This window comes from Pseudomonas sp. MDT1-16, assembly GCF_054898115.1.
The window spans coordinates 4,048,439-4,060,936 of sequence record NZ_CM142717.1 but is presented as its reverse complement, the minus strand read 5'-3'; the positions used below and the strand labels follow the sequence as shown (position 1 = coordinate 4,060,936).

The following is a 12,498-nucleotide window of genomic DNA, read 5'->3' as shown; positions in this document are numbered from 1 at the left end:
ACACAAATCCTGTAGGAGCGAGGCTTGCCCGCGAAGCTTTGTTGCTTAGTTGGTTGGAGCTCCCTGAACAATCCACGCGCCAATCAGGTCACGTTCCTGCTGGGTCATCTGGGTGATGTTGCCCAGCGGCATGATCTGGCTGGTGACGGCTTGAGCCTGGATGCGTGCGGCGTTCTGACGGATCTGCTCGGGAGTGTCGAACATCACGCCGCCCGGTGCAGCGCTGAACAGCGGGCTGGTCGGTTTGGCGGAATGGCAAACCGAGCAACGTTCCTGAATCACGCTGTGCACCTTGTCGTAACTCGGTCCGGCGTTCGCAGCCTGAACCGGCGCTTCAGCAGGCTTCGCGGCGGCAGGTTTGGCACCTCCACCGAGGGCGGTTTCCGGCAGCGGCTGGTACTCGATGGTGCCAGGTGCCTTGGCTACTTCAGGTGCACTGGACATCTGCGCCGGGCCAGTCACGTACGCCAGGCAGATCATGCCCACTGCTGCGACGGGCATGGTCCAGGCGAACTTGTGGCTGTCGTGGCGGGTGTTGAAGTAGTGACGCACCAACACCGCCAATACCGCGATCCCGGCCAGGATCAGCCAGTTGTATTGGCTGCCGTAGGTGCTCGGGAAGTGGTTGCTGATCATGATGAACAGCACCGGCAAGGTGAAGTAGTTGTTGTGACGCGAACGCAGCAAGCCTTTGGCCGGCAGCGCCGGGTCCGGCGTGCGGTTCTCGGCAATCGCCGCCACCAATGCGCGCTGCGCCGGCATGATGATGCGGAACACGTTGCCGACCATGATGGTGCCGATGATCGCGCCGACGTGCAGGTACGCACCCCGACCACTGAACACTTTGCTGAAGCCGTAAGCGGCACCAATGATCAGCACGAACAGGATGAAGCCGAGCAAGGCAGGGCGTTTGCCCAGGGCCGAGTCGCAAAGGAATGAGTAGACGAACCAGCCGACGAACAGCGAGGCGATGCCCAGGGCAACTCCTTCAGGGCCGGTCAGGCTGCTGCCCGGTGCGAGCAGGTACAGCGTCGGGTTGGAGTAGAACACCACGCACAACAACGCGATCCCCGACAGCCAGGTGAAATAGGCTTCCCATTTGAACCAGTGCAGGTTGTCCGGCATGGTCGGTGGAGCCAGTTTGTATTTTTCCAGGTGATAGATACCGCCGCCGTGGATCGCCCACAGATCGCCCGCCAGACCGCTTTTCGGGTTGACCCGATTGAGGTTGTTTTCCAACCAGACGAAATAGAACGACGCACCGATCCAGGCCACGCCAGTAATCATGTGAACCCAGCGTACGCTCAGGTTCAGCCATTCCAACAGATGTGCTTCCACAGTCTTTACCTCTCGCCTGTCACTCTGTCGTCGAGTGATCAGACCTTCTCTTATTGGTGGGGGGCAAGGATCAAACGCTCATCCTCTTTGAAAAAATGCTCATCGCAGTTATTGCCTGTGCCACTGCGATCAACCACCAGGAAGTCATCCCGCTTTTCGATCGTCAGCACCGGATGGTGCCAAACGCCGCGATGGTAGTTAATGCCCTGCCTGCCGTTGGTAACGAAGGCGCGGACCAAGCCTGATACAGGTTCATCGCCAAGTGGCGCGACCACGATCAGAAAGGGGTTGCCGAGCAGCGGAATGAAAGCCTGGCTGCCCAGCGGGTGACGCTCCAGCATGCTGACGGTCAGCGGCATGTCCTGCGCGTCGGCGCGGAAAATGCTGATGATCGCGTTGTCCTCTGGCGTGGCGGTTTGCACCGTCGCCAGTTTGTGAAAGCGCATGGTCGAACCGTTGTTGATCATGAAGTGATCGCTGCCGTCGGTTTCGATCACGTCACCGAAAGGGGCGAAGGCTTCTTTGGTCAGCGGTTCAATCGTCAATGTGCGCATGCTGGTCTTCTTTTCGTTGAGTTTGATCGTTCCCACGCTCCGCGTGGGAATGCAGCCCGTGACGCTCCGCGTCACATCCAATGCGGACGCAGATCGTCCGGTGATGCATTCCCACGCAGAGCGTGGGAACGATCGGATGTTACTTCGCGACCTTGCCCAAAACCCGCAGGCGGCTCACACCACCATCCGGGAACACGTTCAGGCGGATGTGGGTGATGGGACCCAGTGCCTTGATCTGCTCGGCGAACGTGTGTTCGGCGTGCATTTCCAGTTTCTGCGCCGGTAGCAATTCGCGCCAGAACAGCGATTGGGTTTCGATCTGGCTGTCAGTACCGCCCTTGACGAAGGCGCCCTGGATCGAGCACGTATCCGGGTAGTTACCTTTGAAGTGCAGGGTGTCGACGATGATTTTCTCGATCTCGCCCGGATGACCCAGCGCGACGATGACCCAGTCATTGCCAGGGGTACGACGACGTGCGGTTTCCCAGCCGTCGCCCATGTTGATGCCACGGCCCGGGTTGAGGATGTTGCTCATGCGACCGAAGTGTTCGTCGGAGCAGGCGAGGGCGCGGCCGCCGTTCAGCGCTGCAGCCAGGTCAACCTGTTCGTTGTCGCCAACAGCGGACCAGTCGCGGAACGGAATACCGTAAACACGCAGACGGGCCACGCCACCATCCGGGTAGATGTTGAAGCGCAGGTGGCTGACGGCCTGGTCGTTGTTGATTTCGTGGAAGTGGTGGCTGTTGCCTTGCAGCTCGACGGCCGACAGCACTTCAGTCCACTGGGTGCTTTCGTCCGGCTCGCCCGAGGCCAGGAAGCACGCTTCCAGAGAGGCCGACGGCGGGAAGTTGCCGGTGAAGAATGAAGTGTCGATGTCCACGCCTTTGATCGAGCCTGGAACGCCCAGGCGGATTACCGCGCTGTCGTAGCCTTCGAAGCGCTTGCGGCGCGACTCCCAGCCGTCCATCCACTTGCCGTTGTCATCGAACACGCCTTCTTTCCACACAGCCGGGGTCGGCTGGAACAGGCGGTTGGCATCAGCGAACCAGTCATCGGTGACCGAGATGATTTTGGTGCCCAGACGGGCGTCGGCCAGGTTGACGAACTTCTCGAAAGGTACGGCGTGAGCTTTCATTCTTCTTGTCTGCCTTTAATAAGTTGGCTTGGGATGCTTGCAGGGCCCTGGGTATTTTTCGCGTTTAAGAGCACTCGGGCCAGGCTCGCTTATAGGGTCAGTAATCGGAACAACGCAATCTTGTTGATCTCCGCCAGCGCGCATTTGAATTCGGTATCCGCCGAGTTGTGAATGCGCGTTTCGAACGCCGCGAGGATCTGATGCCGGTTGCTACCTTTTACCGCCATGATGAAGGGAAACTTGAACTTGGCTTTGTAGGCATCGTTCAGCTCGGTGAAGCGAGAAAACTCTTCGGCCGTGCATTGGTGAATACCCGCGCCAGACTGTTCTTGAGTGCTGGCTGCGGTAAGCTGGCCCTGGACGGCGGCTTTGCCGGCCAGGTCCGGGTGAGCGTTGATCAGTGCCAATTGGCTTTCGTGATCGGCGCTCAACAGGATGTCGCTCATGCGCTGGTGCAGGGTTTCGATCTCGTCGATCGAAGCCTGACCCAGGTCGAAGGCCTTTTCGGCCACCCATGGCGAATGTTCGTAGATATCGGCGAAGGCGGCGACGAAGGCATCGCGGCTCAGGGTCGAGGGCTTCAGGGTTTGGAAGTGGCTCATTTTGCGGCCCCTTGGTACGGGTGGGTTTCGTGCCAGTGGCGAGCGATGTCGACGCGACGGCTGAACCACACCTGTTCATGACTTTTAGCGTACTCGATAAAGCGTTTGAGCGAGGCCAGACGCGCCGGACGGCCGATCAGACGGCAGTGCAGGCCGATCGAGAGCATCTTCGGTGCTTCGGCGCCTTCGGCATACAGCACGTCGAAGGCGTCTTTGAGGTATTCAAAAAAATCGTCGCCCTTGTTGAAACCCTGAACCTGGGTGAAGCGCATGTCGTTGGTGTCCAGCGTGTACGGAATCACCAGGTGCGGCTTGCCGGTCGGGTTGTTTGGTTCCCAGTAGGGCAGGTCGTCGTCGTAGGTGTCGCAGTCGTAGAGGAAGCCGCCTTCTTCCATCACCAGACGACGGGTGTTCGGACCGGTGCGGCCGGTGTACCAGCCCAGTGGGCGCTCGCCGGTGATTTCGGTGAGGACGCGGATCGCTTCGAGCATGTGCTCGCGTTCCTGCGCTTCGTCCATGTACTGGTAGTCGATCCAGCGGTAGCCGTGGCTGCAGATCTCGTGGCCGGCATCAACCATCGCGCGGATCACGTCCGGGTGACGCTGGGCGGCCATGGCCACGGCGAAGATGGTCAGCGGGATGTCGAATTCCTTGAACAGTTTCAAAATCCGCCAGACGCCGGCACGGCTGCCATACTCGTAAAGGGATTCCATGCTCATGTTGCGCGCGCCTTGCAGCGGCTGCGCCGAGACCATCTCCGAGAGGAAGGCTTCGGATTCTTTATCGCCGTGCAGGATATTGCGCTCGCCACCTTCCTCGTAATTGAGCACGAAGGACAAGGCGATGCGAGCATTGCCCGGCCAGTGGGGGTGAGGAGGGTTACTGCCGTAACCGATCAGGTCGCGTGGGTAGTCAGCGCTCACTGCAGTCTTCCTTCTTATTCGTTCGACTTGTTCAAGGTCAGGGTTGTGTGGCGGCCTGCAGTTTGATGACAGGCTGGCGTCACAGCGATGGGCTGATTGTATACAACTTTATATCCACTTTGTAAGCCTGATTTTTTGCATTTTTCACTGACTATCATCTTCGCATGTTATTGCAAGAAACCTGCCTGATTGGTCAGCTAATGGATGGAAGGTCCTTTGATCCTATGGTTCGACGCCAGATTCGGTACGAATCCATGAGTAGCGTACATCGCCGTAAAAATGTGATTTTTATTGTGTACAATTTTTTTGAAAAGTGTCTTAATCAGTCGCTCGCCGCAGCTTTTCGTGTTCCGAATCGGTGCGGTCTCCTTTTCACCTGACTTCGGGAGGCGCGAGGTCTGACTGCTCCGGCGGGCAGGCGCGCAGAATCAATGGGACGTTTGACTACACACGTTTTGGACGCTGCACACGGTTGCCCGGGCAGCTCGATCAAGGTCGAGTTGTACCGTGTTGAAGGTTCGCAGCTGGAATGGGTCGCCACTGCGATGACCAACAGCGATGGCCGTGTCGATGCACCGCTGCTGCAAGGCGATGACTACCGCTCCGGGGTCTATCAGGTTCAGTTTCATGCGGGCGACTACTACCGCGCCCGTGGCGTTCAGCTGCCGGAACCCGCGTTCCTGGATGTGGTGGTGTTGCGTTTCGGCATTTCTGCCGAACAGGATCACTACCATGTGCCGTTGCTGATTTCGCCTTACAGCTATTCGACCTACAGAGGAAGCTAGGACTTTCCCCCCAAAATCCTGCGCATATAGCTTCTTTGGTCTTTCGCCCGCTCACACTGCGGGCTTTTTTTCGTCCTTGAGAAAGTAGGTGCCAGGTCAGGCGCCATCGCGGGCAAGCCCGCACACACACAGTGAGCTGTGGCGTTCACAGAACCTGTGGGAGCGGGCTTGCCCGCGATGCTTTTGCTCTTCAGCGGCTCAACAAGGATGCCGCGCCCGCACCACTGAACAACCCCGCACTGATCCGGTTAAACCAGTTCTGACCCTTGCCACTGCGCAAATACCGCGCCGCCCCGTGGGCACCCAGCCCATAACCCAATTTGCACAGCAGATCCAGCACGGTCCAAGTCACTATCATCACCAGTAACTGCGGCAGGAACGGTTGCTCGGCGCTGAGGAACTGCGGCAGGAAAGCAGCAAAGAACAGAATGTCTTTCGGGTTGCTCGCGCCCAGCACAAACGCGCGCCCGAACAGTGCGCGAAAGCGTGGAGCCGGTGCAGCCTGGGGCACTTCAGCGCCGTGGGAGGGCTGACGCGATTGCTGCCAGCTCTGCCAGGCCAGGTAAAACAGGTACAGCGCACCGACGATCTTCAGGGCACTGAACAGCTGTTCCGACGCCAGCAGCAAGGCGCCCAAACCCAGCGCCGAAGCACTGAGCAAACAGATCGACGCAATCACGCCTCCCAGAAACGCCGGGTACGAACGGCGCAAACCGTAATTCAGACTGTTGCTGATCATCAGCAAAGACAGTGGCCCAGGGATCAGGATCACCACCAGCGCAGCGCCACTGAACAGCAGCCAGGTTTCCAGACTCATCACTTTCCTCCATTTGCACAAAAGCCTCACCCGACCGGGTGAGGCTGTTTTGAAGCGTGTACGGCTTACAAGAAAACGAACTTGGCGATGAAGATCGCGCAGAGCACCCACAGACTGATGGAAATTTCCTTGTGCTTACCGGTACAGGCCTTCAGTACCACGTAAGTGATAAAGCCCAGCGCAATGCCGTCGGCGACAGAGAAGGTCAGGGGCATCATGATCGCGGTGACGATCGCCGGAATGCTGTCGGTCGCTTCGTCCCATTCGATGTGAGCCATGCCGCCCATCATCAGCATCGCCACATAAATCAGCGCACCGGCGGTTGCGTAAGCGGGGATCATGCCAGCCAGCGGAGCGAAAAACATTGCGGCAATAAATAGCACACCTACGGTCACAGCGGTAAGACCAGTCCGACCACCCGCGGCAACACCTGCGGCACTTTCCACGTAGCTGGTGACCGGCGGAACACCGACCACCGCACCGAACACGCTGGATGCACTGTCGGCTTTGAGGGCGCGGGAAAGGTTTTCGATCTTTCCATCGGCGTTCACCAGACCGGCGCGCTGGGCAACGCCCATCAAGGTGCCGGCGGTGTCGAACATATGCACGAAGAGGAAGGCCAGCACCACGCTGATCATGCTGATGTTGAACACGCCGGCGACATCCATGGCCATCCAGGTCGGAGCCAGGCTCGGCGGGGCCGACATGATCCCCTCGTAGTGCACCAGCCCAAGGCCCCAACCGGCCAGGGTGACGGTGATGATACTGATGAGAATCGCGCCGAACACTTTGTGGTAGCTGAGGACGGCGATCATCAGGAAGCAGATGGCGGCGAGCAGCGGGCCAGGCTCGCGCAGGGAGCCGAGTTTGATCAGGGTGGCCGGGCTATCGACGACGATACCAGCGGTTTTCAAACCGATCAGCCCGAGGAACAAGCCCACACCGGCGCCCATGGCGTAGCGCAAGCTGACCGGGATGCTGTTGAGCAGCCATTCGCGGATCCGGGAAAAGGTCAGGAACATGAACAACACACCGGAAACGAACACTGCACCCAGAGCGGTTTCCCAGTTGTAGCCCATGGTGCCGACCACGGTGTAGGTGAAGAAGGCGTTCAGGCCCATGCCTGGCGCGAGGCCGACTGGCCAGTTGGCGTACAGGCCCATCAACAGACAACCCAGCGCGGCGGCGATACAGGTGGCGACGAACGCGGCACCGTGATCGATCCCGGCGTCGGCCATGATGTTGGGGTTGACGAAGATGATGTAAGCCATGGTGATGAAGGTTGTCAGACCGGCAATCAGCTCGGTCTTCACCGTGGTGCCATGCAAGCTGAGTTTAAAGATGCGCTCCAGCCAGCCATTGCGTAACGGCGGCGAGAGTTCCAGCGTCGGGGCTTCGGATTTGCGGCTTTCCACAGCGAATACTCCTCAAGAGTTTTATTGTTATTTCCAGGGCCGGACCCATGAGGGTGGCAGCGACCCTTTGAGGCACTTGCGAATTTATTGACCGCTTGGTCAGGAACTCGTACGAAGTGGATTATGCTTTTGTATACAAAGAAAGCAAATAATGTTTTTGATTTTGTAGACGAAAAGTTTGGCAATAGGAGTATATCGCCGAGGGATGATCGTTCCCACGCCGGCGCGTGGGAACGAGAGTTACTCGGCTGGCACTTGGGTTTTGCCCAAAGCCAGGTTCACCGCCAACCACCCGTTCACCGCCGTCTCCCCGGCCTCGGCAAACACCCGCTCGAGCAATTTCACCTGCTCACGCCGCAACGACTGCTCAAGCCGCGCACCATCATCGGTCAGCAAGCGCTTACGCTTGTCGGTCTCGGATGCGACGCTGTCCACCCGATGCATTTCCACCAACTGCCGCAGCGGAATGTTCAGCGCCTGCTTCGTCACCCCGAGCAATGCCAGCAGTTCCTTGACGCTCAGGTTCGGGTAGCGGGCGATGAAAAACACGATGCGTTGATGCACCCGGCTCAAGCCACGACGCTCGAGCATTTCGTCGGCCTTCGCGGTGAAATCCTCGCCGCCGCCCAGCGCCCGGAAGTGATGTCGTTCGCCGGTGGCTTGCCGGCCGAAGTCATGCTGCCGAAGGTCGAGTGTTGCTCAAGGCTGCACTGGCAGCGGATGTGGCGTTCATGCCGGGCGAGCCATTCTTCCCCGAGCCCGACAACAATCCAGGGCATCTGCGACTGAACTTCAGCGACATCGACCCGCCACGACTAGACGAAGGGCTCAAACGGCTGGCAGGGGTGGTTCGCCAGGCCCAGGCAGCGCAAGCGGCCTGAGGCTGCTGGTGAGAGAGGGGAGGGGTAAAAACGAATAAACCGGCCAATGAGCCGGTTTATTATTGTTTGAAATCTGAGCCTGCTTCAGGCAGCGGCAAACCGCTTGTCCAGATAATCAATGATCACCTTGGACTCGTACATCCAGGTGGTCTGGCCATTCTCTTCGATGCGCAGGCACGGAACCTTGATCTTGCCGCCGTGTTCCAGCAGGGTCTGGCGATCCTGTTCGTTGTTCTTCGCATCGCGCAATGCCACTGGCACGTTCAAGCGGCGCAGGGTGCGGCGGGTTTTCACGCAGAATGGGCAGGCGTGGAACTGATACAGGGTCAAGCCCTTGGCAGCCGTGTTGACCTGAGCCTGAACCTCGGCAGGGCGCTGCTTTTTGCCGGGGCGGGTGATGAAGTCGATGAAGATGATCAGTTGGCCAAGGCCGACACGAAGCGCTTTTACGAACACGGTATAAGCCTCACAGGGGGCAAACGAAGGCGCGCAGCTTACCTGATTTTTGCAGGCGAAAAAAAACCGGCGATGAATGCCGGTTTTCTTCGTGCTGCGAATTACTTGATCAGGCTGAGAAATTCGCTGCGCGTGGCCGCGTTTTCGCGGAACTCACCGAGCATCACCGACGTGATCATCGACGAATTCTGCTTCTCCACACCGCGCATCATCATGCACATGTGCTTGGCCTCGATCACCACGGCAACGCCCAGGGCGCCGGTGACTTGCTGGACCGCATCGGCGATCTGGCGGCTGAGGTTTTCCTGGATCTGCAGGCGGCGCGCATACATATCGACGATCCGCGCGACTTTCGACAGCCCTAGCACCTTGCCGCTAGGGATGTAGGCGACGTGGGCCTTGCCGATGAACGGCAGCAGATGGTGTTCGCACAACGAGTAAAGCTCGATGTCCTTGACCAGCACCATTTCGCTGTTATCGGAGCTGAACAAGGCACCGTTGGTGACTTCTTCCAGTGTCTGTTCATAGCCGCGGCAAAGGTACTGCATGGCTTTGGCGGCACGCTTTGGCGTGTCGAGCAGGCCCTCGCGGGAGACGTCCTCGCCAAGTTGACCAAGGATGGCCGTGTAATTCTGTTCCAGGGACATGAAACTACCTGTGGGGATTTTCGCAAAGGGCAAGGGTACGGTGGCAAACACGGCGCTGCAAGCGTGAAGCGACAGCTTTACTCGTCGCGACCTTCCATCATGGTCCGTTTGAGCATCACATACACCGCGCCGGCACCGCCGTGTTTCGCTTGGCACGAGGTGAAGCCGAGCACCTGTGAATGCTGGCGCAACCAGGTGTTGACGTGGCTTTTGATCATCGGTCGCTTGCCGTCCAGACGCACAGCCTTGCCGTGGGTGACGCGCACGCAACGGATTTCGAATTTGGTCGCTTCGGCCAGAAACGCCCAGAGGGTTTCCCGGGCCTTTTCCACGCTCATGCCATGGAGGTCGAGGCTGCCTTCGAACGGAATCTGGCCGATCTTGAGCTTGCGCATCTGGCTTTCCTGAACGCCGTCACGCGCCCACATCAGCTCGTCTTCCGGGCCTACATCAATGACGAACTGATCGGACAGTCCGTCAACGGTGGTGGCATCGGTGCGCACGGTGGCGGCCTGGCGCAGTTTGGCGATTTGTGCGCGGTCAGCTTTGGGTTTGCCGGTTTCGGCGCGATCGTGTTTGATCGGCTTGACGCCTTGGATCGCGCTTTTGAACAGGGAAAAATCGTCGTCTTGCATGTCAGCCTCCGCGAAGGGCGGCCAGTTTACCCAACTCGAGACGAATCGGGGCGCGAGAAAACGCGAAGCGTACGGCTCAGTCGTGTTTTTTCATCAGGTGCGGGGAGATGTTCAGTTCACGCGACTGACGCGAGCGACGACGGCAGTGACGCCACAGCCACACGCCGATGTACAGCACGAACAGGCCAACCGCCAGAATCACTGCCGACCCGGCCGGGCTGGCATTCAGCTCGCCCAAGGCAGGTGCGTGGCCGAGAAGGCTGGCAGCACCGGCCATCGCCAGCAACACACCGCACATCGCCAGCAGGGCGGCAAAGGCTGCGCCGAATCGAAAACGCCAGTTGCGTTGGCCTTTGGGCCGCAAGCGGCGTGCGTCAAAACCATCGGATAACTTCATTCCGACCTTCCTCAATGGGTATCGGCCCTTCGACCGGGAGTTGACCGGGATGTTCCTGAGGCTAGGGCAATTGCAGCAAATGAGAGGATTTTGCGGATGAGCGGCGGCATGAACCGCTCATCTGAAGTCGATCAGATCAGATCGTGGGTCAGGGCGAGGGTGGCGAAGTTGTCCGCCATGATCGCCATTTCGGTCTGCTGAACGTGCTCGGCGCTGAGTACCCCGCCCTTGTAAGGCAGGTCGCGGGTGGCACAGGCATCTTCCATCAGTGTGCAACGAAAGCCCAGGTTCTTCGCCGCCCGCACTGTGGTGCTGACGCTGGAATGACTCATGAAACCGCAGACGATCAGGTCCAGTGAACCAAGATCCTGCAGACGATCGTACAGGGGCGTACCGTGGAACGCGCTCGGCAGCAGTTTACCGATAATGGTTTCGTCGCCCAGGGGTTCGAGGCCCGGAATGAACTCGCCGCGCTCGCCCTGGGGATCGAACAGCCCGCCGACGGTGCCGAGGTGACGTACATGTACGATCGGTCGGCCGGCTGCACGGGCAGCGGCCACCAGTTGCTTGATGTTCGCGACGGCAGCATCCATGCCGCTCAGGGCCAACGGGCCACTGAGGTATTCTTTCTGAGCATCGATGATGATGAGCGTCGCTTGGCTCAGTTTGGCCGCCGGATAACCGCGACCGCTGAGTTGAAACATCGTTTGTGGAACGGACATTCTGGGGCTCCTTGGAGTGGGGCTTTTGCGACATTGTCCTCTGGCTGAGCGGTTCTGTGAATCGCTACCATCGTAGGCACCGTCGTTGCTGGCTTGTAGCCTTGTCAAGATACTCATTCTGTTCAATAGCCAACTGAAAAAATAGATAAGTCCTACATCTGATCCGGTGTTTTTCCCGCGTCGTCGTGACGCGTTTTGGCTGTTAGAATCGCCAGTCGTTTTTTCTGGAGTTTGCCCCCGTGATCACTTCCCGACTTCGTACCCTGCGCGACCACATCCGTTGGGCCGTCAGCCGCTTCCATGGGGAGGATCTGTTTTTCGGCCATGGGACCGACAACGCCTGGGACGAAGCCCGTCAACTGGTGTTGGGTGCGCTGCACCTGCCGTGGGAAATTGCCGACAGCTATCTGGACTGCAATCTGGAAGAAGATGAGCTGGTCAATCTGCAACGCTTGCTCAAGCGTCGTATCGAAGAACGCATTCCGACCGCATACTTGCTGGGCGAGGCCTGGTTCTGCGGCATGTCGTTCATCGTCGATGAGCGGGTGCTGATCCCGCGTTCACCCATCGGCGAGCTGATCGAAAAGCGTTTTGCGCCGTGGCTGGGTACCGACCCTGCGCGGATTCTAGACCTGTGCACCGGTTCCGGCTGCATCGGTATCGCCTGTGCCTACGAGTTCCAGAACGCCGAAGTGGTGCTGGCCGATCTATCGTTCGAAGCGCTGGAAGTGGCCAACCAGAACATCGAGCGCCATGGCGTCGATGAGCGGGTGTACACGGTGCAGGGCGATGGATTTGATGGTTTGCCGGGGCAGCGTTTCGACCTGATTGTGTCGAACCCGCCTTACGTTGATGCGGAAGATTTCGCCGACATGCCGGACGAATACCAGCACGAACCGGAGCTGGGCCTGGCCTGCGGTGATGACGGTTTGAACCTGGTGCGCCGGATGCTCGCCGAAGCGGCGGATCACCTGACCGAGAAGGGCTTGCTGATTGTCGAAGTGGGCAACAGCCAGGTTCACGTTGAGGCGCTGTACCCGGAAGTCGACTTCGCTTGGCTCGATTTCGAGCGCGGTGGACATGGCGTGTTCATGCTGACGGCGGAGCAGTGCCGCGGTCATCAGGCACTGTTCGCTTCCCGCGTCTGACTGAACTGGCATCTGTGGCGAGGGGATAAATCCTCTCGCCACA

Annotated in this window: 15 protein-coding genes and 1 pseudogene; 3 read left to right on the top strand and 13 right to left on the bottom strand. The window is 58.9% G+C overall.

The annotated features are described in order from the left end of the window. Positions 1-45: 45 nt before the first annotated feature. The 5 genes from ACYZT3_RS18555 to puuE form a co-directional block, all read right to left on the bottom strand. Positions 46-1,338 carry a urate hydroxylase PuuD gene (locus tag ACYZT3_RS18555; RefSeq protein ID WP_282376559.1) on the bottom strand — a complete coding sequence of 431 codons (1,293 nt, stop codon included), beginning with the start codon at positions 1,336-1,338 and terminating at the stop codon, positions 46-48. Positions 1,339-1,388: 50 nt separating this feature from the next. Continuing rightward, positions 1,389-1,892: an ureidoglycolate lyase gene (locus tag ACYZT3_RS18550; RefSeq protein ID WP_010456681.1), complete on the bottom strand. Its 504-nt coding sequence runs from the start codon at positions 1,890-1,892 to the stop codon at positions 1,389-1,391. 139 nt (positions 1,893-2,031) lie between these two features. Next, a complete protein-coding gene (alc, locus tag ACYZT3_RS18545) occupies positions 2,032-3,027 on the bottom strand; it encodes an allantoicase (protein ID WP_282376560.1) in 996 nt (331 codons plus the stop codon). An 89-nt stretch (positions 3,028-3,116) separates the two neighbouring features. Then, complete coding sequence (gene uraD / locus ACYZT3_RS18540) at positions 3,117-3,629, bottom strand: 2-oxo-4-hydroxy-4-carboxy-5-ureidoimidazoline decarboxylase (protein WP_282376561.1); 513 nt, start codon at positions 3,627-3,629, stop codon at positions 3,117-3,119. Next, positions 3,626-4,552 carry an allantoinase PuuE gene (puuE, locus tag ACYZT3_RS18535; protein ID WP_059404690.1) on the bottom strand — a complete coding sequence of 309 codons (927 nt, stop codon included), beginning with the start codon at positions 4,550-4,552 and terminating at the stop codon, positions 3,626-3,628. The genes uraD and puuE overlap by 4 nt, the downstream gene beginning before the upstream one ends. 431 nt (positions 4,553-4,983) lie before the next feature. Between puuE and uraH the strand changes: the two genes are divergently transcribed. Beyond that, positions 4,984-5,337: a hydroxyisourate hydrolase gene (gene uraH / locus ACYZT3_RS18530; RefSeq protein ID WP_282376563.1), complete on the top strand. Its 354-nt coding sequence runs from the start codon at positions 4,984-4,986 to the stop codon at positions 5,335-5,337. Positions 5,338-5,527: 190 nt separating this feature from the next. On the opposite strand, the gene ACYZT3_RS18525 is transcribed toward uraH, so the two are convergent. From ACYZT3_RS18525 to ACYZT3_RS18515, 3 genes are all read right to left on the bottom strand, one after another. Continuing rightward, a complete protein-coding gene (locus tag ACYZT3_RS18525; RefSeq protein WP_462030438.1) occupies positions 5,528-6,154 on the bottom strand; it encodes a LysE family translocator in 627 nt (208 codons plus the stop codon). Positions 6,155-6,219: 65 nt separating this feature from the next. Continuing rightward, positions 6,220-7,569, bottom strand: coding sequence for an NCS2 family permease (locus ACYZT3_RS18520; protein WP_462030437.1), 1,350 nt, complete (start codon positions 7,567-7,569; stop codon positions 6,220-6,222). Positions 7,570-7,809: 240 nt separating this feature from the next. Beyond that, entirely contained in the window at positions 7,810-8,199 is a 390-nt protein-coding gene (locus tag ACYZT3_RS18515; protein WP_462032395.1) for a MarR family transcriptional regulator, read from the bottom strand. Between the two features lie 59 nt (positions 8,200-8,258). Between ACYZT3_RS18515 and ACYZT3_RS18510 the strand changes: the two are divergent. After that, a pseudogene (locus ACYZT3_RS18510) lies at positions 8,259-8,450 on the top strand (PLP-dependent aminotransferase family protein); the annotation flags it as partial. Positions 8,451-8,534: 84 nt separating this feature from the next. Here the strand turns inward: ACYZT3_RS18510 and ACYZT3_RS18505 are convergent. The 5 genes from ACYZT3_RS18505 to ACYZT3_RS18485 form a co-directional block, all read right to left on the bottom strand. After that, positions 8,535-8,906: a glutathione S-transferase N-terminal domain-containing protein gene (locus tag ACYZT3_RS18505; protein WP_282376565.1), complete on the bottom strand. Its 372-nt coding sequence runs from the start codon at positions 8,904-8,906 to the stop codon at positions 8,535-8,537. A 101-nt stretch (positions 8,907-9,007) separates the two neighbouring features. Then, positions 9,008-9,553 carry a GTP cyclohydrolase I FolE gene (gene folE, locus ACYZT3_RS18500; RefSeq protein ID WP_003204506.1) on the bottom strand — a complete coding sequence of 182 codons (546 nt, stop codon included), beginning with the start codon at positions 9,551-9,553 and terminating at the stop codon, positions 9,008-9,010. A gap of 77 nt (positions 9,554-9,630) precedes the next feature. Next, a complete protein-coding gene (locus ACYZT3_RS18495) occupies positions 9,631-10,188 on the bottom strand; it encodes a Smr/MutS family protein (RefSeq protein ID WP_008146127.1) in 558 nt (185 codons plus the stop codon). Between the two features lie 76 nt (positions 10,189-10,264). Beyond that, complete coding sequence (locus tag ACYZT3_RS18490; RefSeq protein ID WP_282376566.1) at positions 10,265-10,585, bottom strand: hypothetical protein; 321 nt, start codon at positions 10,583-10,585, stop codon at positions 10,265-10,267. Between the two features lie 131 nt (positions 10,586-10,716). Beyond that, a complete protein-coding gene (locus tag ACYZT3_RS18485; RefSeq protein WP_282376568.1) occupies positions 10,717-11,307 on the bottom strand; it encodes a cysteine hydrolase family protein in 591 nt (196 codons plus the stop codon). A gap of 239 nt (positions 11,308-11,546) precedes the next feature. Between ACYZT3_RS18485 and prmB the strand changes: the two genes are divergently transcribed. Further along, on the top strand, positions 11,547-12,455 hold the full coding sequence (gene prmB, locus ACYZT3_RS18480; protein ID WP_282376569.1) for a 50S ribosomal protein L3 N(5)-glutamine methyltransferase: 909 nt from the start codon (positions 11,547-11,549) through the stop codon (positions 12,453-12,455). The last annotated feature ends 43 nt before the right edge of the window (positions 12,456-12,498 follow it).